The sequence below is a fragment of the Embleya sp. NPDC001921 genome (assembly GCF_053594475.1).
In genome coordinates this window covers 1-23,151 of the sequence record NZ_JBSFEO010000068.1, presented here as the reverse complement: position 1 = coordinate 23,151, position 23,151 = coordinate 1, and the positions used below count along the sequence as shown (strand labels likewise).

Genomic DNA, 23,151 nt, shown 5'->3' with positions numbered 1-23,151 from the left:
CGGTCAAGGCCGACCTGCTCGACGGCCCCGGGGGAGCATCCCCGCGTTCGCGGGGCCGACGCTGGATGACCTGGGGTTCTACCAGCGGGTAACACCGTTTTCAATCGGTTGCATCTTGCCACCCACTGCTGGTCGTTGCGACGCAGATCTTCTTCGGCTCCACGGTAGTTCACCTGATGGTCTCGTCATCGGCACTTCCCGTGGACCTCTGCCTGCCGCTTTGCGAAGTCCGGTCAGGGGCGTGTTCATACGTTCGCGAGGTCGGCTGGCGGCGGTCACGGAGTCTTGCCGGTAGTGTTCCCGATCGTCATCGGCCGGGTCGGTGGGCGAGTGGTCTATCCGATGTAGGTGATGTCCATGATGACGACGGTGGCGGTCTGGACCTGGATGGTCAGGGTGATGAGGCCGCCGGCGGTGAATTCCATGTGGCGCATTTCCTTGAGGTGTCCGGCGGCTCGGGTGGATGTCCAGGGGTCGGTGGAGAGGCGGGACTCGGCGTGGGTGAGGGCGTTGCGTGCGTGGGCTGGGAGGGTCGCGGCTTGTTGGCGGGCTCGTCGGTCGTAGGTGACGGAGTACGGCATCAGGTGATCCCGTCGCCGTCGGCGATGATTTCGCGTGCTCGGGCGGTCATGGCCTCGTAGCCGGCGCGGTCGCGGCAGGTGACGGCCATGTGTTGGATTTCGGTGAGGGTTTCGGTGGCCTTGGCGAGGTGGACGGCGAACTCGTCGTATCGGTGGCCGTCCCAGGCCTCGGCGGCGGCTTTGAGGGCGTGGCCGACGGTGCGTTCGTAGTCGGCGCGCAGTTCGTCGTCGACCACGGCGAGGGCCTGGTCGGTGATGCGGGCGTGGAGTCCGGTGCCGGTGATGGTGAGGTGGATGTCCGGGGTGGTGTCCATGACCCCAGCGTGACACCGCGGCCACGACGACCGGTAGGCGGCGCGCATGGGCGCATTCGCGCACATCCCCGCCCTGCACGAGCCGACCGCCACAAGCCCAGGGCTTTGGGCGAATGGCAGGCAGCAATTCCGGTGTTCACGGGGCCTGCCACTCCTCGAGGTGCCCGTGAGCCGGGAGGACGGGAGCATCCCCGCCCTCGCGGGGCCGACTCCTCGCCGAACTCCCCCCGAACCCACGGAACATCCCCGTCTGCGCGGGGCCAACCTCTATCAGCGGGGGACCCAAATCCGAGTCCCGGGAGCATCCCCGCCTGCGCGGGGCCGACGAGCGGGTTGAGGGGGTCAACTCCCTCCGCTGAGGAACATCCCCGCCTGCGCGGGGCCGACTCCATCTCGGTGATCAGCTGGGCGAGCATCGCCGGAACATCCCCGCCTGCGCGGGGCCGACGCAAGCTCATCCCAACTCTGCGCGCTCCTGCCCGGAACATCCCCGCCTGCGCGGGGCCGACTACCGGCCCCCGTATCGGATCGCTGTGCACCGGGGAACATCCCCGCCTGCGCGGGGCCGACTCGGACGACACGGGAACGCCGGCGAGTACGGGGGGGGGGAACATCCCCGCCTGCGCGGGGCCGACGTCCACCCCGTGAAAACGGGGCGGCCCCGGGCGGGAACATCCCCGCCTGCGCGGGGCCGACCCACGTCGAGTACACCCTCGATGCCCAAGGGCGGGAACATCCCCGCCTGCGCGGGGCCGACGCTGGGTGACCTGGGGTTCTACCGGTGGGTAACGCCGTTTTCACTTAGTTGCATCTTGCCACCTGTTGCCGTCTGTCGTGAAGCGGAGTGGAGGGGTCATGTGTCGAGTGGGACGGGCCAGAAGGAGCCGCCCGCTTTGTCGCAGCGAACGGTCTGGCTGCCGTCGGGTTCGATGGCGAGCACGAATTCGTCGAAGGCCGGGCGGCCGGCCGATGTCCACCGGGACCAGGCGGCCTCGGTCTCGTCCCACAGGTGGCGGGGGCCGTGTTGGCGGACGTGGAAGGTGTCGAGTTGGCGCCCGTCGTAGTCGATCGTGGCCCAGGAGGTGAGCGCGTCGTCCCAGACCCACAGTCGTGACCGGAAGGCGTCGCCCACCTGTGGGTCGTCGTTCCAGTGGGTGTGCAGGCCGGGCAGGGTCAGGCCCATGACGGCCTCGGTGTGTCGGTCTCCGCCCGCGACGTCCCACGGCGACAGCCGGGTGCTGCCGCTGTCGGGGTTGTCCGAGGGTCGGGCCAGGGCCGCGACGTCGCGTACGGCGGAGCGGTGGTCGCGCATCGCCATGAACGCGCCGCCGTGGGCGAACCGGCCGCGCGCGGTGCCGTCGTGACGGGGCGTCAGGACGAGGTTTCCGTAGGTGGCCCATGCCGTGGTCCACGGGGTGACGATCGAGCCGCCGGGCGCCAGTTGTTCGAGCCATGCGTGCGGGACGCGGGCCACCGAGCAGGTGCCGAGGATCCGGTCGTACGGAGCCTGCTCCGCCCACCCCTTTGCCCCGTCGCCCGTCACGACTGTCGGATGCAGTCCGAGGGCCTTGAGTCGTCCTCGGGCGGCCGCTGCCAGTCCCGGGTCCACTTCGATCGTGACGACGTTCGCGTCGCCCAGTCGGTGCGCGAGCAGGCCCGCGTTCCAGCCGCCGCCGGTGCCGATCTCCAGGACCCGCTGTCCGTCTGACACGTCCAGGGTCAGGAGGGTGCTCGCGACGATCGAGGGTTGGGAGACGGACGAGGACGGCCAGGCGGGCTCGCCCGGTTCGCCCTCGTGACCGTCGCGGACCTGGATCACCGCGGGCACGTCGGACCAGGCGGCCTGTTCCCAGCGGTCGGGGTCGACGGTCCGGTCGACGGGCGCGTGGTCGGGCATGCCGTCGACCAGCCGTACCCACACCACGTCGGGCAGGAACGCGCCGCGGGGCACGTGCTCGAAAGCGTCACGCCACGGGCCCGGGAGGGGACCGGTCACCCGTTCCACGAGACGAAGCAGGCCCGCCGGGGCCCGCTCCGTGGTCTCACTCGTCACCTATTTGTCCTTCTTCGGGGTACCGGGGTTCGGCGGCTTGTCAGGAAGGATGGGCGGGGGCACAGGCCTCCCGGGCTGGTTGCCGTCGCTCGGTATGGGACTCGAATGATCACCCACGTCGACGATCCCTTCGGCGATGTTGGCCTGTTCCCGCCACCGGGCCGGGCCATGACGATCGGGCGGCTCGCTACGGTCGGTGAGGGAAGCTTTACGCTTCAACAATACGGCCGTGGCAACGCCTGCGGAATCCCCTCACGCCGACCTCCGACCACCCGGCCCGCGTTGAGACAGGCAATGCACGTCCGCGAGCGGAATGACCGGCAACGGCCGAACCTTTGGACAGACCGGACTCGTGAACTCGCTTGCGCGGGGCCGATTCCAGGTCGAGAGCTGTGTGAGTCTGGATCTCAGAGGCATGCGAGGTCGACGGGTCCCGCACTGAACCGCAGGGGACTTCCTGCGTTCGCGGGGCCGACTCGTCGTTCCGCCGGCCGGTCTTGGCCTGCGCCGGCTCCCCGCGTTCGCGGGACCGACCACGTTGGGCAGCCCTCTTTGACCAAATACGTGAACCATCCCCGCGGACGCGGGGCCGACCGGCGGCTCCAACCCGAGCTCGGTGGCGAGGGCCGCGAATCGGCCAGGACCATCCCTGCGGACGCGGGGCCGACGACCAGTTCGGGCCGACGGTGGTCGTCCCGGCAGGACCATCCCCGCGGACGCGGGGCCGACCGTGTCATCCTCGGCGCCAAGAGGCGGCCTCCGGGACCATCCCCGCGTTCGCGGGACCAACCGCCGCCGGGACGTACTGCCCGGAGAACAGGGACCATCCCCGCGCTCGCGGGGCCGACGACTACGCCGGCGCTGCCGTCGAACTGAACTGCGGAACATCCCCGCGCTCGCGGGGCCGACTTGTAGGCGTGGTGAGTTGAACCCCTCAGGTGGGGAACACCCCACGTTCGCGGGCCGACTCCAAGCCAACTGAGGTCGCACACCGCTGACGTTCGCGTCACGCGCGTCGTTGCGGTCGCTTGGGTACGGGCGGGTCACCTACTGAAGAATGCCCGCTGCCCTTGCGGAGGCCAACCAGCTCGGGAACTCCTTCATGAGGCAGTCGTACAACTTGGCATCACTGCGGCGTTCCGGTTGTTGGCCCGCTCCGAAATACCCGGCGTTGTCGATCCGACGGCCTTGCAACGTGTCCAGGCTGCGAAGGAAGCGAAGATCGCGGCTGTGGCCGAACCCGACGAACTGCCAGAAGATCGGCAGCCTACTCGACTCGCGCAGCAGTTCCCGCGTCTCTCGACGGTCCCAGGGCTCCCCGTCGGTCTGGAAGACCACGAAAGCCGGATCTTGGGAACCGCTTGCGCGGTAGTGCTCGATGACGGCGCGCATGGCGGGCACGAACGAGGTGCCGCCCCAGTCGAGCCCGGAGTGCAGGGCCTGGACGCGTCCGACGTGATTGTCGAGGGTGATGTCGGCGACGAGGTCGACCCCACCGGAGAAGAACGCCAGGGGAACTGATCCGTCGTCGTCGAGGTTCGCTGCCAATCCCAGGACCTGTTCGGCCAGGTGCTGCATGGTCCCGTTCTCGTAGAACCAGCCCATGCTGCCCGAGTGATCCATCACCAGGTACACGGCGCCGCGTTGGTGGGAGATTCCTTTTTCGCGCAGGCACTGTGCTGCGGTCGTGTATAGGTCAACCAAGCCCGGAGCGGCGCTGCGTATTTTGTCCAGACTGACGACCGCACGGGCGCCGGCTGTATCGGCGGGCGGCCCCACGACTGACGCGGACTGCGGGCCGGGGTCGTCGACGACGATACCGAAGTCGATTGCCATGCCCGCAAGATCGTTCGAATAGCCCTGTCCGACGGCTCGCACCTTCCACGCCGACGCCAGGGTCGTGGTGTTCCACAGATGCGGCACGGGCGGCGTGCCCAGGACGGTGTTGAGGGCTTCGGCGATGCGTATGCCCACCGCCTTGCCCAGCCGGTCGGCGAAGGTGAAGTCACCGTTCTGGACGGGGCCGTTGAAGAACACGACGCTCATCGGGCTGCCTCGGATCGTCGGCGCGGCGCTCCCGGCGGTATGGAACATTCCCGCGCGCAGCTCGTAGCGCAGGATGCCCGCGTTCGGGGTCTTGGCGGTACGGGCCTGCTCCACCAACTCGGTGACGGGGCGGCGTTCGAGGATCGCGCGCAGGGCGAGGATCGCGGTGTGGTGGGTGACGGCCACCGCCGCCGCCGTGGCGCCCGCGGTGTCGTGGAGGGTGTCGACGAAGGCGGCGGCGCGCCGGAGGAACGCCCTCGGCGAGGGATTCGCCGCCCGGGCCCGGCGGGGTCCACAGGTGCTTGCGCGTCTGCCGGTCCTCGGTGCCTTCGGGGTGGGTGGCGAACAGCTCGCGCTTGGTCAGGTACGTGGCCTCGCCGTAGTGCTGCTCGTTGAGCAGGGCGGTCACCCGCACCCGGCTCTCCCCGAGGGTGGGGAGGGCGATCGCCGCGGTGTCGATCGCCCTGCGGTATTGCGAGGTGAACACGCCCGGTGCCGGGCCCACGAGTTCGGGAAGCGTCTCGGCGAGCCATACGGCCTGCCGGAAGCCGCGGGGGGTCGGACCCACGATGTCCCGGGCCAGGGCGTGCGCGGTCGGGCCGGTCCACGGCCGGGGGTCCTGGTGAAGCCCGTGTATTCGGTGGCGTTCTCGGTGGACTCCGCGTGGCGTACGACAGCCAGGATCATGGCGCCGCACGGTATCCACACACACGCCTGTCTCAGGAGAAGGAACGGATTCGTATGAGCGAGAGTCAGTGGGAGTTCGTCAAGAACCGCACCGCCGCCGACGACGGTGCGGTGTGGCGTTCGCCGGACGGGAGGTTCTTCAAGCGGACCGGCGGCGCCGACCTGCGCGAGGAGGCGCGATTCCAGCGCCGGATCGGCGAACTCGGCTATCCCGTCCCGCGCGTCGTGGACGAGGGCACCGAGGCAGGCCGGGCGTACTTCGTCGAGGAGTCCCTGGGGCCGGCGTCGCTGCACGACACCGCCCTCGCCGCCACCGGCGGACGGGCGGCCGTCGTGACCGACGAAGTGGTCGACGACGCGGCCTCGATCGCCGCCCTGCTCCTGGCGGCACAGGCCGCCCACCCACAGCCCGCCTCTCCCGATGCGCTGCGTGGGTGGGTCGAGCGGGCCGGGTTCACCGCCGACGTGTTCGCCGAGAACCCCGACCTCGACACCCCCCGCGTCCACGCGCTGACCGGCAGGGCCCTGAGCCGGCTGGAGTCGGTCCCGATGGTGTGGTCGCACTTCGACTACGGGCTGCCGAACGCGTTCCGCGCCAGGGTCATCGACTGGCAGCACCACGGCCCGGCCCCGCTCGGGTACGACGTCGTCCCGGCGCTGGAGATCATCGCGTTCAAGGGCGGTACCAAGGGCTACACCGCCGACGCCGCCCAGCGCTCCCGCTACCTCGCCGCCCTGGACGCGGTGTCGCTCCCCGCCACCGGCCACCGGGTGAGCGAGCACCTGGGCGAGTTCCTGCTCGTCAAGTGCATGTTCTTCCTGGCCCTCATGAAGCCGGCCGACCCGACCCGCGCCGACAAGCTCCTCAAATGGGACTACCGCCGCCGACTCTTCACGATGGGGCTGGATCAGTATGAGCACTCCGCGACCGTCGACACCGCCGTCTTCCCCACCCTCGACGAGTTCACCGCTGGGGACCGCGTTACCGGCCATTCGTGACCGCGACTACCCCCTGGACCGGCACGGAGTCGTCTTCAAGGTCATCGGCGACGTCCACCCGGGCAGCCACTACGTCGGCTACGTCAAATACCACCCGGACGACAAGGGCGACCGGCAACTCTTCGGCCGCACCTACCGACAGAACAGCGTCGTCTCGAAAGCCTTCGGGATCCTGGCCGACCGATCCGAGTGCTACGTCTACTCCCACGCCGTGGGATGCGTCATCACCGGCGTGCCCCGCGAGGACGTGCTCACGCACTACTCCTGCCGCCAGGCCCTCACGGCCCTGCACCGATCCCCCGAACTCGTGGACGGCTCACCGGTCGGGAGGGACCTGCTCGCGATCATCGACCGGGCCGTGTCCACCGGGGCCGCCGACGTCATCGGCGTGACCGGCTCGTTCCTCGTGGGCTGCTTCAACGCCGACTCCGACATCGACCTCGTCTGCTACGGACCGCGCGGACACCGGGCCGCGCGCGAGCTGTTCGCCGACCGCTCCCTGATCCGCCCGTACGAGGGCAGCACCCTGACCAGGCTCTACCTGCGGCGGGCCAAGTACATGTCCGGTAGCTCGTTCGACACGCTCATGAAGCAGGAGGCGCGCAAGCTGCAAGGGCTCACCGCCACCGCCGGGGCGCACATCAACTGCGAGCCCCTGCGACCCGACGGCGACAAGACGTTCTCCCGGGTCGTCGCCAAGGAGGTCGGGGCGATCAGCGTCATGGCACGGATCACCGACCACACCCAGGGACGGGCGACCCCGGCCCTCTATGGCATCGAGGTGGACACCGTGATCCAGTCCACGGTCGACGAACCCGACGTCTTCGCCCGCCGGATCACCCACATGCGCTCCTACCTCGGCGCCTACACCGGGGCGTTCCGCGAGGGCGACACCGTGTACTTGTCCGGGAGGCTCGTCCACATGCAGGGCGGCGAACACAGCGGCTTCGGCATCGAACTCACCCCGTGGACCGCCACCGAGTCCTACCTCGCCAACCTCGCCCACTGATCGGAGGAAGCCGCGATGCCCCGACTAATCGAGCGCGGTCTCCCGGCACAACCCCGCCCCCGCGAGGGAGCGGATGGGTTTCGTCGCGACCGGGACGGTGCCCACCTCACGCTGCATCGCCGTCCGGTCCTGCTGCCACCCACGCTTGCCCGCCTGGTCGAGGAACAGTTCGCCCAACCCCGAATGCACTCCATGCTCGGCGACCCCGACACCCACGGTCCGCGCTTCCTTCCGCCGGGAGAACCACCCCACCGGCCACGCAACGTCGAGGGACTCAAGCAACTCCTGAAGCAGCACGGCTTGCCCACCCGCAGTGCCCGCAACACCGCCATGATCGAGGCGGCGGCCGAACTGCCGCCCATCGTGATCAGCGCCCTCCTCGGGGTCCACCCCGGCACCGCCAACACGTGGGCGCCACGCCCGGGACAACTGGGCGGACTACCTCGCGGCCCGCCGAATCTGCGAACAAACGGAACCCCGAACGCCGCCGGATGACGCGTCGACACGGCGCGAAGGTCGCGAGCCGACGCACGGGTAATGACCGGCCGAGGTCGGCCTCGCGGGGCGTACATGATCACACCCACTCCGGCGAGGCAGATCAGGGCGCCGAGCGAGTTCTCTCGCGGAGGACCATCCGCGGGCCGCAGCCTCACGGCGCAGGCGGGTGTTCGCGACACGATCGGTGCTGCCCATGGGCGCCTCCGTGCGGCTGCGGCGAACCTGACCTCAACCGTGGGACGCGCTCCTCCGGGCGTCGGCACGTGACGTGTTTACGGAGCAGGCCCGATGTCCTGGTGGTTGGGTAGGGGTGCGTGGTGCCGGAGGGCGCGTGTTCTGGTGGAAGGGGGACGTGGGATGGAGCCGCTGGCGGCTGGAGATCCGGCGCGGATGGGCGATTTCGTGCTTCATGCCCGGCTGGGGGCGGGCGGAATGGGCCAGGTGTTCCTGGGCCTGTCGCCGGGTGGGCGCGCGGTGGCCGTGAAGGTCGTGCATCCGCACCTGGCGCACCACGAGGAATTCCGGCGTCGCTTCCGGCGGGAGGTGACCGCCGCGCGAACGGTCAGCGGGGCGTTCACCGCACCGGTGGTCGCCGCCGGCCCGGATGACGCACCCCCGTGGATCGCGACCGTCTACGTTCCCGGGCCGACGCTGGCCGAGGCTGTCACCAGGGCCGGGCGGTTGCCGGAAGACTCGGTGTGGCCGCTGGCGGCCGGGTTGGTCGAGGCGCTGCAGGCGATCCACGCCGTGGGCCTGTGCCACCGTGATCTCAAGCCTTCGAACGTGCTGCTCGCGGCGGACGGCCCGAGGGTGATCGACTTCGGGATCGCCCGGACGACGGATTCCACCGCGTTGACGAGAACCGGGGCCGCGATGGGAACGTGCGGCTTCATGTCTCCGGAGCAGGCCGAGGGCGGCGAGGTCGGGCAGGCCGGCGACGTCTTCGCCCTCGGCGCCGTGCTCGCCTTCGCCGCCACCGGAACCGAGCCCTTCGGCCACGGACCGCCCCTGGCGGTCATGCACCGCGTCGTCAACGGCGAACCGCGACTGGACGGGCTGCACGACCCGCTGCACGCCCTGATCACCGCGTGCCTGGCCAAGAACCCCACCGACCGGCCCACCACCGCGCAACTCCTCGACCGGATCGTCTCCCACTGGACCCCGGCCCCCCACACCACGCTGTGGTCCCACGCCACGACCGTCCTGATCGACACCCACACCACACGCCGGTACACCCAACCCCCACCCGCCGCCGCCTCCGCGACGGCGCAGGAACGAGAAGAACTGGCCCTGCGCCGCGACCGCGCGTGGGAGGTGGCTCAGGCGGGGGATCACGCGGAGGCGGCCCGGTTGTACGCCGAGTTGGCGGTCGACTCCGAACGTGTCCTGGGGGCCGACCATCTCGACACGTTGGCCGCCCGCCGTGAGCACGCCTGCAATCTCGGCGGTGTGGGCGACCATGCGGAGGCGGCCCGGTTGCACGCAAAACTGGTCCTGGACCGGACACGCTTTCAAGGTCCGGACCACTTCGACACGCTGACCAGTCGTCATCATCACGCCTGGGAAGCGGCACGGACGGGGAACCCCGCGGAGGGGATACGGGTGTACGCCGATCTGATCGCCGACTCGACACGCGCCCTGGGATTCGACCACCGCGAAACCCTGAACGCCCGCGCCTGCCAGGCGCCCTGGTTCGGAGCACTCGGGGATCACGCGAAGGCGGCACGGTTGCTGGCCGAGGTCGTGGCCGCCCGGATACATGTCTTGGGATCCGATCATCACGACACCCTCGGCGCCCGCAACAACCATGCCTGGCAGGTGGCACAGTCGGGGGAACGTGCGGAGGCGGCACGGCTGTACGCCGAGTTGGCGACCGATCTGGAACGTGTCCTGGGACCCGACCACCCCGACACCCTGGGCGCCCGATCAATGTCAGACCGCTGAGGGACTGAGAAGCACTCGATCGCTTCCGTGTTCCGCCGACGAAACATGCAGCGTCTCCGGGCCGTCACCCCCGAAGTGGAGAAAGCCCGCTGCCCAACCTCGGGTGGGGCCACGTTGCGAAGAACGGGGTGTGCGCGTCATCCTCCGGTGACAGCGCGATCGTCGGCGATCCGCATGATCCGGTGCCGAGGCTCATGGCGCCTCCGCAGGGGGGTGCGGCGTGACGCCGGGCATGCCGAGGTCGACGGAGGGGCGTTGGATGCGTCGCCGCGTCTCCTCTTGTTTGGTTCGCAGGTGGGTGAGGGTGAGGTTGACGCCTTCGATCTCGCCGAGCCGGCCCTCCGATTCCGCGTGTTTCCGGCGGGCGATGAGGTCGGCTTCGAGGTCGTCGAGGCGGGTGAGCATCTTTGGTGCTGACGTGGAGCATCGGGCAGCGGACGCAGGCTTGACCGAACCGATCTTGATACGGCGCCTCTGGGCGCGAGGATCGGGCTGGTAACAGAGCGTGGCAGTAGTTGATCGCCTGGCTCGGAGGTCTGGCGTATCGCGGGTGGGTCTGGAATCAGACGGAGTCGATCAGGTGGCGTGAAGGCCCGTAGCCGATCTTCCAGCTCGCGCAGTAGCCGATGAGCCCGTCGGTGGTGCAGCGGACTGCGATGCTGACCCAGCGGATGTCCGAGGTCGGGCCGTCGCCACCATGGTCCGCCGGGACTCCGGCTCTGCGCGGCCGTCGTCGACCGCCTCATCCTCGGCGACGATGCGGCGATGATCGCGCCGCCGCCGGTGTCCTTACCTCGACGACGGCGACACTTCGGTTCTTCGGCCGAAGAACCGGCGAGCGCAGGTCGGGGCATTCGGCCGAGATCGGCCGACTACGACGACCACGTGGCCAATGGCGCTACGGGTAGAAGATGTCGTTCACCGACACGACGACGTTGTCCTTCATCTCCACCTGAAAGTGCTTCGGCGACTCCGGACGGAGGTAGTCACGCACCTTCTCGGCCGTCGACGGGCAGGCCGGTGTGTCGGGGTTGCCCTTGCGGAGCGGGCAGGTGGTGTCGTGTGCCGTGGTGAACTTCGTCTTGGCCGTGAACGTGAGCCGGAGCCGGGTCTTGTCGGGATTGATCGAGTAGTACTCGTTGCACCAATCCCCGCTGTCGGGGAGCGTCTCCCCGGCCTTGATGCACGCCGCCCGCGCCTCCTCGCCCCAGAGAACCGTCAAGGGGTCGACCACGATGGTCCGGCCGCCGGTGTCGACGGACGCGAGCAGGACGTCGTGGACCCCGTCGGGCAGCGTCGGGGCGTAGGAGACCACGGCGCTCGGCGCCTTGAACTCACCGAGTTCACGCAGCAGGTCGGCGACTTCGAAGACCGACTTGGCGGAGTTGAGCATGCCCTTCAAGGTGTTGACCGCGAAGGCCGCGGTCTCCCGGCCGATCCGGTCCAGGCCCACGGCCACGCATTCGCGGACCAGGTTCGCCAGCCGCCGGCCGCTGTGTTCCTCGAGGGTCGACCAGATGCGTTTGGCGCATCCCATGGCGTCCAGCAGGCCGTTCGCCGCGGTGAAGAGGTCCGAGCGGCCGGGTTCCGCGAACTGCCGGTCGTCCAGCATCCGGCGGGCCCGGACGAGGAAGTCGTCCGCGCTGTGCCGGCCGACCGGCACCAGTTCCGCGAAGATCCTGGCCAGGACCTTTGCGCCGTCGTCGACCGACTTCGCGGCGGACATCAACCCGAAGATGACGTCGAATGTGGTGGTGAGCGCGGCGAACTCGAGGGCGACCCGGGCGGCTGCCGGAGTCTTGTCGGTGAAGGGGAGCTCCGCGCTGTTCAGGCGGGGAACCATGCTGTCGCCCGCGAGGGATTCGAAGTAGCGGGCGAGCATGACGTGGGCATCGTCGATCCTGCGGGCGTCGTACGACGACCAGCCCACGTCGAAGGCACCGTTCGCCTCGATGGCGAGGGGGAACTTGCGGCGGTTCTCGATGCGCAACGCCCGGCGGGTCGGCTTCTGGTCCTCCTTGATGTCCACGACGCAGGCGCGGATCCAGCTCTTGTCGGGTGTGACGGCGATGTCCTTCACGCGGGTGACGGTCACGCCGGCCCTGGTCGAGGGGCTACCGTTCGCGTTCCCGCAGTCGATCCTCTTGTCGTCGGGGAACTCGCCCTTCACGTCCTTGTAGGCGTCGATCATCTCGTCGGCCGCCTTGTCGACGGCGGCCTTGAGCGCGTCGATGCCCTTCGTGACTCCGGTGTATTCGATCGTCGGGATCCCCAGGCGCCCGGGCCTGACCTTGATCGCCGAGAGCAGCGAGAAGTGCGGCGCCGTGGCGACCAGTTCGCGCGTGGTCCCGTCGTACCGGGTCTCCAAGGGGAACCACAGGCCCAGCGCCCCCTCCCAGATGGCGATGTAGGCGTTGGTGAGCGTGGACGGCTGTTCGCCGGTGCCATTGGGAAGATCCCGCTCGGGGTCGAACGAGAATCGGATCTCCGCGTCGGCCACCGGCACGGACGGCTTGACGTCGACGACCGGGCCGATGCGGACGGTTCCCGGCAGCATGCCGTCGGGCGGGGTCGCGTCCGGAACGTCGGTACGCATCCGCACCTGCCCGGTATCCAGGCCGGGCTTGGCGATCCGCACCCCCAGCCCCGCGGAAGACGCCCAACCCTCCCGCCATCGGACGGTCTCGTCCCCGGACGGTCGTGCCCCGGCCGCCGGCGGCGATCCACGGGTGCCGCCCGAAGGCACCGGACTCTTCCTCGGTTTCACGCCCCCGTCGGTACACGCGACGAGCAGCAGCAACAACGTCAGCGCGATCACCCCGCCACGGGCACCCCACCCTGGTCTCCGAACCGCCATTGCCGCCCCCCGGCAAGAGTTCCGAGTTCCCTGGAGACTTCCCCATCCCCACCGACGAGTCTGACCCCGCAAGGTTCCCGAAGACCAGGGCCGGAACGTGCTCCCGATGGCGCGAAACGTTTCCTTTGCGGAATCACCGGCGCTCGCCGTCCGGCAGTTCGAACAGGCTGTCGGTCCACCGGCGAACTTGACGGCCGTAAAGCCCGGAAGCCGAGCGCCACAAGGGAGCGTTGGTTCCGCGTGAGACCCTTGCCCGGGAGAGGTGGACCGGTCGGAGCCTCGACCACTCCCCTGCTGAACCGACGATCGCGGAACTTGACGGCCGTAAAGCCCGGAGTCGAGACCATCGGGAAGTCAGCCTGGCCCAGGAGCGTTCGATTCGCGATCTTGCCTACGCCGAGGAACTTGACGGCCGTAAAGTCCACGCCCCAACGGAGGCATGGCGGATGGCGCCCTTCGATGCCCTGCCGTGGCTTGCGGTCTCGCGGAGCAGTCCCATACGACCGAGCCCGACGAGCGGATGGTGATGAGCGAGGCCGGGCGAACCGACCCGGACGATGGTCCACGACGCGTTGACCCACTCCCCCACACCTGCGGCCCGATCCCCCGTGTCGGCGCACACCTTTATGTCTCGGGGAGATACATCCGCACCCCTCCTTCGTGTTCGCTGTTCCGGCTGGACGGCATGGGATGGCCGGGTGTAAACGAGAGGTGGGGTGAGCGGGGCGTGGGGCACACTTCGCCCGTGATCACCATGCGACCGGTGCTGAGGGGCACAGCGCCCACGGCGGGCCCAGGGCGTGCTCGGCGAACAGCTCCTCCAACGCGGCGCGGCGGGCGGCGTACGGCAACGCGGTCAAGTCCCGCTCCCCCACGCGCAGCCCGTCGAACGCCACAAAGTTGGCCGGGTGTTCCCGAGCCACACTCAGCGCCGCGGCGCGGGTGCGGTTCATCCGGCGCTGGAGCAGATCGAACGCCGGCTTCCCGTCGTGCCAGACCACGAGCTCGCCGTCCAGGAGCACGTCCACATCCGGCAGATCCCGATCGGCGGCCCGCGCAATGTCCGCGAACGCGTCCGACAGGTCGGTGCCCCGCCGGGACACGACCCGCGCCGGGCCACCGGCCGGGCGAGCCACCCAGGAACGGAACTTGGGAACAGTCGGGGTGTATCACGTGCCCGGATGTCTCAGGTACTTCGGGTGGTTGCATGGATGGTTCTGTCTTGGGTCGGGGTGTCGGGTGTCTCGGGGTGGGGTGGAGTCTTCATCCGATCGTGTCCGGTTCCTGTCGACGGCCCGGTGTGGTGGCGTGCCCTGTGCGATCACGTGCGACCGGCGTGGCGGGAGCGTGGTGGTGGGCGACTTCGGGGGCGGGCGGGTCGGAGCCCGGTGCGGGGTGGCCGGCGATTGTGTGCCGCAGGTTCGAGGGCCGGGTCGATTGCGGCCGAAAACCGAAGGAGATTGGCCGGATCGGCGATGCGGAAAGGGCCCGATGTTCGTGCTGAATGGGTGGTGATCGAAACGACCCGAGAGGTGAGGGGAGTCGGAGCGGGGCATGGGCGATTTCAACGTGCGGATCACCGCGGGCCGGGCCGGCACGTGCCGGGTCGCGGCCACGGGGCAGTGGTCGCTGACGATCGACTCGTGCCTGAGCGCGGTGTTCGGGTTCGACGACCCCGCGCGCATCGACGCCGCGTGCGGGAACTTCTCGGCCGGGAGCCGGACTGCTGGTATCTGCACGACCCGACCGTCCCCCGGCCCTGGCCGAACCACCACGAGTACGACGACATGTACGCGCTCCTGGGCCGCGAGCCCGTGACCGTGACCGTCCGTCCCGTGAAGGCGGAATTTCTCGACGCGACTGTCGTTCCCGTGCTCGCGCGGTACGTCGAATGGCACAACACCGGCGACGACACCGCCCCCTTCTCCGCGAGCCTGGCCGCGGTGAAGACGGAACGCGTCACCTACGCCCTGTCGGCGGTCCAGGCGATCGCCGAACTCGCCACCGTCGACGTCGACATCGCCATCGGCGACGTCGGGGACATCTCCGGCGAGGCCGACTTCGCCTTCATCAAGACGTGGTCCGTCCCGACCCCCGACACCCGCGAGATCACGGTCGGCCCCGACGCGACCGCGAGCGCCGACGTCCCCGCCCACTCGACCACGACCGCCTACCTGTGGACCGGCCTGTGCACCGCATGGTTCCGCGTCACCTACCAGGCACGACTCGAGGGCATGGTGATCGTCGTCCACACCGACGGATACACCGGACACCAGCTCTACGGAGTCTCGCCCGGCGCGATCCCGAAAGCCTCGGGGCAACCCGAGACCGTCACCGTCGACTACGACCACCTCGTCACCCACTACGGCACCACCGTGGTGGACGTGGCCCCGGGGGCCTACGACCCGAACCGCGAGGCACCGAAACCGACGCCCGCCCACGCCGTGCGCCTGACGCCCCCGGGAACCGGCCCCGGCCCCGTCGGGGCACGCTGACACCCGCCTACACACCGCACCATCGCACGGGAACGAAGGAGAAGAATGCCGACGTGGACGAGCGTGTCGAACCTCTCGGTGACACTCGGGAACGGCGACCGGAAGTGCGACATCTACGCGAACGGACGCAACAGGATCGGCGTGACGATCACCGTCGAGCCGATCGACGAGAACGCGCAGCCCATCCGGATCGACCCGGAACACCTGCTGGCGAACCTGTGGCTCATCGACTACGCCGACGAGTCGAAGCTCCCCTGGAAGAGCTACGCGAGCTGGTCCTACACGGACGCCGCGAACGAGTTCACCGCGACCCCCGGCGCGTCGAGCGAGCACACCAAGGCCTCGACACACGACGACGGGACCCGGCACCTCACGCTCTACGTGTACTGCTCGCCCAACGCGGACCCGAAGTCGATCGGCGTGCAGGTCCGGACCGACTCCGGCGACGTCGTCAAAAGCTCCCTGAACGGGACGTACCACGGCGAGGTCACCCTGACCCCGCGGGCAGCGGTGTCCCATCGGCGGGAGGACGTCGACTGGGACTGCTCACGCACGCCGACCGCCAACGGCGACACCGCGGGGAACGTGACGACACAGGCCTGGAACTACCACCTGTCCCTGAAAGCCGACGAGAACCACTTCGTCACCTTCTCGGCGGGTCACTGCTTCACCGATGCCGGCTACGACGGGCTCTTCGCATACGACATCACCCCCGACGACGGGCGTGACAACTTCTACGGCGCCTACGTCTGGTACCACGAGCCGCACGACTCCGCCTACCACCCCCAACAGGACGGACAAGGCAGGGGGCAGATCGTCAACTTCCCCGCGGTGAACGCGTGGTGCGACTACGCGACGATCTACAACAGGGAGCACCCCGAGCGATACCTGTGCCTCACCTGGGTGCACTCCACCACCACCGGCGGCGCCGGATGGCACGTCCCGAACGGGCCGATGCACACCTGGAAGGAGTACTGGCCGCTCAAGATCGTCGCGAACGACAAGTACGGCAACACGGGCATGTTCTGGGTGGACGGATCGGATATCACCGGCGCGCTCGACCTCTCCGACCGCGAACCGTAAGGGCAGGTCACCCGTAACCGTGCCGAGGAGTGCCGGTGTCATATCCCCGCCCGAGTGACGCTGTGTGGTGGGGACACTTGTCGAGGGGTGGTGCATACGTCGGCCCGGCGGCACGTTCGGGAGCCGGTGGCGCGGGGGCGGTGAGAGACCGGGATCCGGTTCGAGGACGGTCTTGCGCCGACCCGAGCACTCGCGTGGCAAGCGCGTCGTCGTACGCCCCGCGTCTCGGAGTTCGGTTTCGTCGTCGGGCCGCCGGTTGTCGCTCGGCCCCGTGTTTCGCTCGTTCCGTGTCCTTCGATTGCCCTGCCCACAGGTGTGGTTGGCGTATATCGTCGCGAAGGATGCCGAATCTTCCTGCCCCCGGCGTCCGTTCGCCGCCTCGCGCCGGTACCGCGAAGCGGACGGGTTCTGTGATCTCCGGTCTTTCTCACGACAAGGAGCAGCGGTCATGGCGAACGCGAGCACTTCAGGAATCGGCCCACAACCCGCGGGCCTCGCGCAGGGCACCATCACCACGGTGGTGGGCGGCTCGCAGGGACCCGCCCAAAAGATACCGGTATATATGGGTTTTCCGGCGCGTCCGGCGATGGACGGGAGCGGGAACCTGTCCTGGGCCGACATGACGAAGCACCGGGTCTACAGGGTGGATCCCCAGGGGATCGTCGCCGCGGTTGCCGGCAACGGTACTCCCGGAGGTGCAGCCCCCGGCGGATCGGCCGTCGCCGCCCAGCTCAACTACCCCGCCGGCGTGGCGGTGGACGCCGACGGCACCGTCTACATCGCCGAGCAGTTCAACCACGTGGTGCGCAAGGTGAGTACGGCGGGTGTCATCAGCGGCGTCGACGCCCCCGGGATCAAGGGGCCGTCCGACGTGGCGGTGGACACCGACGGCAACCTGTACATCGCCGAGTACGCCCGCCACTGCATCAGCAAGGTGGACACCAAGGGCGTCTTCACCACCATCGCCGGCAACGGCAACGGCGGACACACGGACGACGGCAAACCCGCCACCGCCATCGCCTCTCCCTTCTGCATAGCGGTGGACGGCGGCAAGAACCTGTACATCGTGGAGTACGGCTCCCACCGGGTGCGCAGGATCGATCCCGACGGCGTCATCACCACCGTCGCCGGCAACGGCACGGCCGGGTACGCGGGCGACGGCGGGCCCGCGACGTCCGCCCAGCTCAACTTCCCCGCGGATGTGACGGTAGACGACGCCGGGAACCTCTTCATCGCCGACTCCTACAACCACCGGAGATTCGCAAGGTGGGCACGACGGGTGTCATCACCACGGTCGCGGGCACCGGCAAGGGCGGGTACTCGGGCGACGGCGGGCCCGCGACGTCGGCCCAGCTCAACGGCCCCAACGGGGTCGCCCTGGACCGGGCCGGGAACCTCTACATCGCGGATACGAGCAACTACCGCGTCCGCGGGGTGACGTCCGTGGCCACCATGACCCCGCCCTCGGCGGACCTGTACGGCGAGGTCGTCAACCCCGCCTCCGTGACCCCCGGCGAGGAGTTCGACCTCGGCGTCCGCGTCAGGAACCGCGGCCCCCACCCCGCGGCCCGTGAACACGTCACCGTCGTCCTCACCCTCGCCGACCCCCTGCGCGGCCCGACCGGCACCACCGACCGGCACGTGACCCTCACCTTCACCGGCCCACAACTCCAGCCCGGGCAGAGCCATCTCGACGCCACCGCCCGCGTCACCGCCCCCGCCGACACGCCTCCCGGCACCTACACCTGCACCGTGGAGATCCGCTATGCCGGCGACCCGGACCTGTCGAACAACACCTACACCCTGCCCGTCACCGTCGTCGCGGCGACGCGCCCCGACGACAGCCCCCTGCGCGTCGTCCAGGTGAACGTGCCCCGGGCCGCCCCCGACCAATTCACCCTCCTGAACCTGGAGATCCGCGCCCTGGGCAACCGGCCCGCGGGCACCGCCCCCGGCCCCGTCGAACACCGCCTCACCGCCCCCACCGGCTTCACCTTCACCGGCGGCGCCTCCCACGGCTGGTACTACGACCGCAACACCATCACCGGAGGCCACGACACCCGCCTCGAAGACGACGGCAGGACCCTCGTCTTCTCCTTCGACCCCTACTACGACCCCTACGCCGGCACCGAAACCACGCACCGACACGGGCTGATCCTCACCATCGGCATCCACGCCCTGCCCGACGCACGACCCGGCACCCACGACGACGGCAGCATCGCCATCGGCGACCTGCCGGCCGTACCGCTGACGGCCGCGATCGACTGAGCCGACACGGCGGCATCGGGGGGCGGACGGGTCCGGCCCCCGATGCCGCCGTGCAGGCCCCGGTTCTCCCGAAGCCGCCGCGGCACGACGGGCGACCGTCCGCGGCGATCGACGGCGCGTTCGGCCGGTCCTCGGGAAACCTGTCCCCGTGCTCGTGCCCCGGAGTCACCCTCGTTGTGCCACCGCGACGGAGGGAGCGCCGGTCCGGACCCCTGTGAACCCGTACGGTCGCTTCGAACCCGACACGGGCTCGCACCCGGGGATCGCATCCCCCGGCCGCGGCTCCCGACACCGGCGATACCCCCGGCACGCGAACGGCCTCCGCCTCGCCACGTCGGCAACGGGAGCGGCCGGACGCGACGTTCGCGCCCGGCTCGACCCGCGACCGCGGTGTCGTCTCCGTCGGGGGGGCGGAGTGTGGGGCGTGTGCGGTTACGTCTTCGGGCCGCCCTCAGGGAAGCCGAAATCGGCGCGGTCCGCGTCCCAACGTTTCATGGACTCGGTGATCCAGGCCCGGCCCTGGAAGAGCGGCACGGACACGAACACGTCGGTGTCGGCGCCGTCGTGGATCTCGACGCGGCGGGCCTTGCCGAGGACGAACCGCAGCCCGGCGGGGTCGGGCGAGCGGGGCCAGTCCGCGGTGAACCCGTCGCCGGGTTCGGGGTCGTCGTCGTACTCCTCCTCGTACTCCGCGATGGTGCGCAGGATCATGCGCCAGGACTCGGTGTCCCGCCACTCGAACCGCGTCCGGACGGAGCAATTCACGAAGTCGCCGGCGACGGCGAACTCCGCCTCGTAGTGCGACTCGGTCGCGCGTATGCGAACGGTGACACCCGGGGCGGGCTCGGCCAGCGGGATCCACGCGACGGCGTCAGGCCGTGTGTTCGTGTCCATGGTCGGCAACCTACCGGCGCGACACGTGTGCGACGACGGGCTGGACGATTCCGCCCATCACGCCGCCCCGCCGACCCCGCTTTTGAACACGACATCCGGCGAACGCCGACGTGTATCGCGCTCAGTCACACATGTGTCCCGTGCCACCGAACCTTGATCGCGTGCCATCGCACCTTGATGGACGCGAGTCGGTGACATCGAAGTTTGATCACCCCTGGTCAAGGGGCCGGCTGTGCGGTGGCGTGGCGTCCGGTTCCGGGTTGCGTGCCGCCGTACGAGTCGACCGAAGACACTCGCTACATAGAGTTGCATGAGTGACGCTCGGTGTAATTATGTTGGTGATCGTCTTCGTGGTCGGCCCGGAGCCCGGCGCCCCCGGGTCGTCGTAGGGCCGGGCGCGGGTGAAGCGGCTTCGACGAGGAGTGGGTGTGACGGACGGCGCGGTGCGTGAAGTGAGCGGGCAGAGCCTGTGGCGGGCGGTCTACACGACCGCGGAAGGCTGGAGCGGAGCCGAGCCGTTCACGGACCATCTCAGTGCGAGGGGTGCCGCGCTCGCCGCGGTCGACGGCACCTTGTACTGCGCCCACAAGGGCGAGGGTTTCCGGGGCACCGCGGCTCCGGTGATGTGGACCTCGTTCACGCCGGCCTCCGTGCGGCCGTTCGTCGAGGCGTTGGACGAGGCGTCCAAGCCGCTGCCGGAGAAGGCGTCCGAGGCGGAGGCTGCCGAGCGGCACAAGAGGATCCGGGCCGCTTCCGAAGCCCTGGACTCCGCCCGCAGATGGACCGCGGACACCGCCACCGGTGTCTCCAGCAACGTGCCTCCCGCGCTCGTGAACGACGGCGGGACGCTGCGCCTGATCCACCAGGTCAACGACGGCAAATATTACGAACTGCGGGAAGTGGTGCTGGCGGGCAAGGACGGCGCGGTCGACTCCCCCCGGCGCCCTCAAGTACCGGGGCGGCGGCTGGTCGGCCGCGGCGGCATTCGACGGGACGGCCCACCTCGTCTGCGAAGTGGGCCTGACCAGGATCGTTCACCTGGCTCGCGGCACCGACGGGAAGTGGGCGCCGGACGTCGACGCCAACGGCGCCGCCGTGAAGGCCCCGGACGCGGGCGAGTCGTTCGGGCCCTTCGCGCTCGCCGTGCACGACGGCAACCTGCACCTCCTCAGGAGCGCGTGGCTGACCAAGCAGAACCCTGATGATTTTCTGGGTCGGGGCGAGCAGGAACGCGAGTACCGGCTGTGGCACGCCGTGTTCGACGGCACCGCCTGGAGCGAGGGCACCCTGCTCCACGCGACGCACGTGTCGCGGTACCCTCCCGCTCTCGCCTCGTACGACGGCAGGCTCCACGCCGTCTACTCGACGCCCGAGAACGCCCTGCGACACACGACCTGGACCGCGAAGGACGGCTGGGCGGACGCCCGGGACGTGGAAGGCCGCGAGTCGGAGGAGATGCCCGCCCTGCTGGTCTTCAAGGACGGGCCCACCGGAGCGGAGCGCGAGGCGCTGCTGCTGGTCAACCGCGGCGTCGAGAAACAATACGTGCCGCCCGCCCCGCCCGAGCCCCCCACACCCCCGACCCTGGACGACGTCGCCGACCGGGGCACCACCGTGTCCAGCGAATACCACCGCGACCACAGCGAGGGATGCTGGTCACGCGTCACCCACCGCCTCTCCCTCACCCCCGCCACCCTCAAGAACGGCACCAGGGCCGCCATCGCCACCTGGGAGGCCAGGGCCGAGTACTACTGGGGATCCGGCTACTACCCCGAGAACCACTCCGGGTACACCCCGCGGATCCGAAGCGGCACCCTACGGCTGAAGAAGAAGGGCGACACCGGCGCCAGGATCCACAAGGACTTCTCCGGCAGCTTCGACCCCGACGGCCGCTACCGCCACGACGTCCTCGTCCCCGACCTGGACCCGGGCGAGTACGAGCTGTACCTGGGCGCGATGAACACCACGAAGGAAGGCGGCTACTGGTACGGCAGCAGGACCGTCGTCGAAACCAACGACACACCGCTGAAGGACCCCGGCCTGTGGACCCGCATCGACGACTTCAGCCGCGCCACCGTCACCACCACCATCTGACCCAACCACCCAGAACGAACGGCTTCGACCACATGCGCGCGCATGTGGTCGAAGCCGTTCTTGTTGTCTCCCAGTCCAACAGACAGCGGCCGCGCCGCAGAGTTCTACAAAGCCCGGAAGCGGCCGGCCCTGGTCGGGGCGAGCAAGTCGGCCAGGTCGTTGATCCGCTTCTGGGCTGCGGCGATGCTCTCGCGTAAGAAGCCGTCTCATTTGGATCGGTAGTCTGGGGCGGTGACGCTTGTGGAGCGGTTGGTGCCGGACGAGTTGTGGGAGTTGTTCGAGCGTGTGGTGCCGTCGAGGCCGACGCGTCCGCAGGGTGGCGGTCGTCGGCGGTACGGGGATCGTGAGGTTTTGGCGGGGATCGTGTTCGTGGCGACGTCCGGTTGTACATGGCGGCAGTTGCCGCCGGTGTTCGGTGCCTCCTGGCAGACGATCCACCGCCGATTCACGGAGTGGAGTCGCGCCCGTGTATGGGCGAAGCTGCACCGGGTCCTCCTGGACGAACTCGGCGCGCGCGGCGGGTTGGACTGGTCACGATGCGCGGTGGACTCGCTGAACATGCGGGCCCTGAAACGGGGGAGTTGACAGGTCCGAATCCTGTCGATCGAGGGAAGTACGGGTCGAAGATCCACTTACTGACCGAACGCACCGGTCTGCCGATCTCGATCGGCATCTCCGGGGCCAACACCCACGGCAGCCAGGCACTGATACCCCTGGTCGACGGCATCCCACCGATCCGCTCCCACCGCGGACCACGCCGCCGCAGGCCCGCCAAACTCCACGGCGACAAGGCCTACGACCAGCTTCATCCGCGACTACCTGCGCAAACGCCGCATCACCCACCGCATCGCCCGACGCGGCATCGACTTCTCCCAACGTCTGGGACGACACAGGTGGGTCATCGAGCGAACGGTGTCATGGCTCAACGCCTTCCGCCGACTCCACCGCCGATACGAGGTCAAGGCCGAGCACTTCGGCGCCTTCGTCAGCCTCGCCGCCGCACTCACCTGCTACCGGCGATACGCCAAATGAGACGACTTCTAATACTGCAACGACACTCCGTGACCGGAAGTCATCACGGTCGTTGGTCCGTTCGTGTCGATGGAGATAGTTGACGGTTGGTCAGATGCGTTCACGGACTTCGCGGGGCGGTTCGCGGGCCGGTTCGGGCGGGTGGAGCCGCGCCGGCGGATGGTGTCCTACCTGCGGGGATTGCTTGGCGAGTCGGAGCGCAAGAACGGCTGGACTCTGGCGGAGGCGGCCGGGGAGGCCGGTCCTCAGGGGATACAGCGGCTGCTGAATCACTACCGCTGGGACGCCGACGCTCTG

General features: G+C 69.3%; 19 protein-coding genes, 3 pseudogenes and 2 CRISPR repeat arrays (1 of these 24 only partly in view). Of the genes and pseudogenes, 11 read left to right on the top strand and 11 right to left on the bottom strand.

The window, feature by feature from the left end; genetic code table 11:
- Positions 1 to 60: direct repeats of the CRISPR family, unit length 28 nt; it reaches 335 nt to the left of the window's first position.
- A 275-nt stretch (positions 61 to 335) separates the two neighbouring features.
- The 5 genes and pseudogenes from ACWCPW_RS46605 to ACWCPW_RS46585 form a co-directional block, all read right to left on the bottom strand.
- Positions 336 to 581, bottom strand: a complete 246-nt coding sequence (locus ACWCPW_RS46605; RefSeq protein WP_449767707.1) for a hypothetical protein — start codon at positions 579 to 581, stop codon at positions 336 to 338.
- A complete protein-coding gene (locus ACWCPW_RS46600; protein ID WP_449767706.1) occupies positions 581 to 895 on the bottom strand; it encodes a hypothetical protein in 315 nt (104 codons plus the stop codon). Before ACWCPW_RS46600 ends, ACWCPW_RS46605 begins: the two co-directional genes overlap by 1 nt.
- Positions 896 to 1,192: 297 nt before the next feature.
- Positions 1,193 to 1,652: a CRISPR direct-repeat array (repeat unit 28 nt).
- 96 nt (positions 1,653 to 1,748) lie between these two features.
- Positions 1,749 to 2,948 (bottom strand): methyltransferase domain-containing protein, encoded by a 1,200-nt coding sequence (locus tag ACWCPW_RS46595; RefSeq protein ID WP_449767705.1) that lies wholly within the window; start codon positions 2,946 to 2,948, stop codon positions 1,749 to 1,751.
- A 1,047-nt stretch (positions 2,949 to 3,995) separates the two neighbouring features.
- Positions 3,996 to 5,180: a VWA domain-containing protein gene (locus ACWCPW_RS46590; RefSeq protein WP_449767704.1), complete on the bottom strand. Its 1,185-nt coding sequence runs from the start codon at positions 5,178 to 5,180 to the stop codon at positions 3,996 to 3,998.
- A 76-nt stretch (positions 5,181 to 5,256) separates the two neighbouring features.
- Positions 5,257 to 5,562, bottom strand: a pseudogene (locus tag ACWCPW_RS46585) (histidine phosphatase family protein); the annotation flags it as partial.
- Between the two features lie 173 nt (positions 5,563 to 5,735).
- On the opposite strand from ACWCPW_RS46585, the gene ACWCPW_RS46580 reads away from it, so the two are divergent.
- Genes ACWCPW_RS46580 through ACWCPW_RS46570 form a run of 3 tightly spaced genes read left to right on the top strand, consistent with a single transcriptional unit; the run spans position 5,736 to position 8,184 of the window.
- Positions 5,736 to 6,680 carry a phosphotransferase gene (locus ACWCPW_RS46580; RefSeq protein WP_449767703.1) on the top strand — a complete coding sequence of 315 codons (945 nt, stop codon included), beginning with the start codon at positions 5,736 to 5,738 and terminating at the stop codon, positions 6,678 to 6,680.
- The gene (locus ACWCPW_RS46575) at positions 6,595 to 7,689 is read left to right on the top strand and encodes a hypothetical protein (protein WP_449767702.1); all 1,095 of its coding nucleotides are present in this window, start codon (positions 6,595 to 6,597) and stop codon (positions 7,687 to 7,689) included. Before ACWCPW_RS46580 ends, ACWCPW_RS46575 begins: the two co-directional genes overlap by 86 nt.
- Positions 7,690 to 7,704: 15 nt before the next feature.
- On the top strand, positions 7,705 to 8,184 hold the full coding sequence (locus ACWCPW_RS46570; RefSeq protein ID WP_449767724.1) for a hypothetical protein: 480 nt from the start codon (positions 7,705 to 7,707) through the stop codon (positions 8,182 to 8,184).
- A 56-nt stretch (positions 8,185 to 8,240) separates the two neighbouring features.
- Here the strand turns inward: ACWCPW_RS46570 and ACWCPW_RS46565 are convergent.
- Positions 8,241 to 8,327: pseudogene (locus ACWCPW_RS46565) on the bottom strand (YnfA family protein); the annotation flags it as partial.
- A gap of 250 nt (positions 8,328 to 8,577) precedes the next feature.
- Between ACWCPW_RS46565 and ACWCPW_RS46560 the strand changes: the two are divergent.
- On the top strand, positions 8,578 to 10,131 hold the full coding sequence (locus ACWCPW_RS46560) for a protein kinase domain-containing protein (protein ID WP_449767701.1): 1,554 nt from the start codon (positions 8,578 to 8,580) through the stop codon (positions 10,129 to 10,131).
- A gap of 192 nt (positions 10,132 to 10,323) precedes the next feature.
- Here the strand turns inward: ACWCPW_RS46560 and ACWCPW_RS46555 are convergent, their stop codons facing one another.
- The 3 genes from ACWCPW_RS46555 to ACWCPW_RS46545 form a co-directional block, all read right to left on the bottom strand.
- On the bottom strand, positions 10,324 to 10,536 hold the full coding sequence (locus tag ACWCPW_RS46555) for a recombinase (protein ID WP_449767700.1): 213 nt from the start codon (positions 10,534 to 10,536) through the stop codon (positions 10,324 to 10,326).
- A gap of 493 nt (positions 10,537 to 11,029) precedes the next feature.
- Entirely contained in the window at positions 11,030 to 12,769 is a 1,740-nt protein-coding gene (locus ACWCPW_RS46550; protein WP_449767699.1) for a hypothetical protein, read from the bottom strand.
- 968 nt (positions 12,770 to 13,737) lie between these two features.
- On the bottom strand, positions 13,738 to 14,124 hold the full coding sequence (locus ACWCPW_RS46545) for an ATP-dependent DNA ligase (RefSeq protein WP_449767698.1): 387 nt from the start codon (positions 14,122 to 14,124) through the stop codon (positions 13,738 to 13,740).
- A gap of 558 nt (positions 14,125 to 14,682) precedes the next feature.
- Between ACWCPW_RS46545 and ACWCPW_RS46540 the strand changes: the two genes are divergently transcribed.
- The 4 genes from ACWCPW_RS46540 to ACWCPW_RS46525 all read left to right on the top strand — a co-directional run bounded on the left by ACWCPW_RS46540 (position 14,683) and on the right by ACWCPW_RS46525 (position 18,834).
- Positions 14,683 to 15,483, top strand: coding sequence for a hypothetical protein (locus ACWCPW_RS46540; protein WP_449767697.1), 801 nt, complete (start codon positions 14,683 to 14,685; stop codon positions 15,481 to 15,483).
- 45 nt (positions 15,484 to 15,528) lie between these two features.
- Complete coding sequence (locus ACWCPW_RS46535) at positions 15,529 to 16,566, top strand: hypothetical protein (RefSeq protein WP_449767696.1); 1,038 nt, start codon at positions 15,529 to 15,531, stop codon at positions 16,564 to 16,566.
- 448 nt (positions 16,567 to 17,014) lie between these two features.
- On the top strand, positions 17,015 to 18,004 hold the full coding sequence (locus ACWCPW_RS46530; RefSeq protein ID WP_449767695.1) for a hypothetical protein: 990 nt from the start codon (positions 17,015 to 17,017) through the stop codon (positions 18,002 to 18,004).
- Entirely contained in the window at positions 17,944 to 18,834 is an 891-nt protein-coding gene (locus tag ACWCPW_RS46525; RefSeq protein ID WP_449767723.1) for an NEW3 domain-containing protein, read from the top strand. Before ACWCPW_RS46530 ends, ACWCPW_RS46525 begins: the two co-directional genes overlap by 61 nt.
- Positions 18,835 to 19,266: 432 nt before the next feature.
- Here ACWCPW_RS46525 and ACWCPW_RS46520 read toward each other — a convergent pair whose 3' ends face one another.
- Positions 19,267 to 19,728 carry a DUF5959 family protein gene (locus tag ACWCPW_RS46520; protein WP_449767694.1) on the bottom strand — a complete coding sequence of 154 codons (462 nt, stop codon included), beginning with the start codon at positions 19,726 to 19,728 and terminating at the stop codon, positions 19,267 to 19,269.
- 481 nt (positions 19,729 to 20,209) lie between these two features.
- Positions 20,210 to 20,599 (bottom strand): hypothetical protein, encoded by a 390-nt coding sequence (locus tag ACWCPW_RS46515; protein ID WP_449767693.1) that lies wholly within the window; start codon positions 20,597 to 20,599, stop codon positions 20,210 to 20,212.
- 143 nt (positions 20,600 to 20,742) lie between these two features.
- On the opposite strand from ACWCPW_RS46515, the gene ACWCPW_RS46510 reads away from it, so the two are divergent.
- The 3 genes and pseudogenes from ACWCPW_RS46510 to ACWCPW_RS46500 form a co-directional block, all read left to right on the top strand.
- Entirely contained in the window at positions 20,743 to 21,822 is a 1,080-nt protein-coding gene (locus ACWCPW_RS46510) for a hypothetical protein (protein WP_449767692.1), read from the top strand.
- A gap of 240 nt (positions 21,823 to 22,062) precedes the next feature.
- Positions 22,063 to 22,854 (top strand): annotated as a pseudogene (locus ACWCPW_RS46505) (IS5 family transposase).
- A 69-nt stretch (positions 22,855 to 22,923) separates the two neighbouring features.
- Positions 22,924 to 23,151: transposase (locus tag ACWCPW_RS46500; RefSeq protein ID WP_449767691.1), on the top strand; the 228-nt coding region annotated here is incomplete at its 3' end.